Annotated in this window: 1 protein-coding gene; it reads right to left on the bottom strand. The window is 67.6% G+C overall.

Annotated elements, in window-relative coordinates:
- The coding region (locus NAO55_RS20890) for an FAD-dependent oxidoreductase (protein ID WP_256070323.1) at positions 1-778 on the bottom strand (778 nt) is incomplete at both ends.

Below are 778 nucleotides of genomic sequence, written 5' to 3'. Positions count from 1 at the left end.
GAGCCACTCGCTGTTGGGCAGCAGGCCGATCTGCACGAAGATGCCTTCCAGCTCGACTTCGTGCATCTCGTCGTTGTTGCGGTCCTTGTAGACCAGGCCGGTGACCTTCTGGCCGTCGCCCTTGACCTCGGTGGTCTGCGCCATCTTCAGCACGCGGACGTTGGGCAGGCTGTTGAGCTTGCGCTGCAGCACAGCGTCGGCACGCAGCTCTTCGCCGAATTCCAGCAGGGTGACGTGGGCGACGATGCCGGCCAGGTCGATGGCCGCTTCCACGCCGGAGTTGCCGCCGCCGATCACCGCCACGCGCTTGCCCTTGAACAGCGGGCCGTCGCAGTGCGGGCAGTAGGCGACACCACGGCCGCGGTATTCCTGCTCGCCCGGCACGTTCATTTCGCGCCAACGCGCGCCGGTGGCGAGGATCAGGGTCTTGGCTTTGAGCTCGCCGCCGTTGTCGAACCGGACGCGATGCAGGCCGTCTTCGCCGGCCGGGATCAGCTGGCTGGCGCGCTGCAGGTTCATGATGTCGACCTCGTACTCGCGCACGTGCTCTTCCAGCGCGCGGGCCAGTTTCGGGCCTTCGGTTTCCTTCACCGAGATGAAGTTCTCGATGGCCATGGTGTCCAGCACCTGACCGCCGAAGCGCTCGGCCGCGACGCCGGTGCGGATGCCCTTGCGCGCGGCGTAGATGGCCGCTGCGGCGCCGGCCGGGCCGCCGCCGACCACCAGCACGTCGAAGGCGTCCTTGGCCTTGAGCTTCTCGGCATCACGGGCACTGGAA

Origin of the sequence: Stutzerimonas frequens (assembly GCF_024448335.1) — a bacterium.
GTDB lineage: Bacteria > Pseudomonadota > Gammaproteobacteria > Pseudomonadales > Pseudomonadaceae > Stutzerimonas > Stutzerimonas frequens.
The sequence above is the reverse complement of the archived record's forward strand: the minus strand, read 5'-3'. Positions and strand labels throughout refer to the sequence as shown.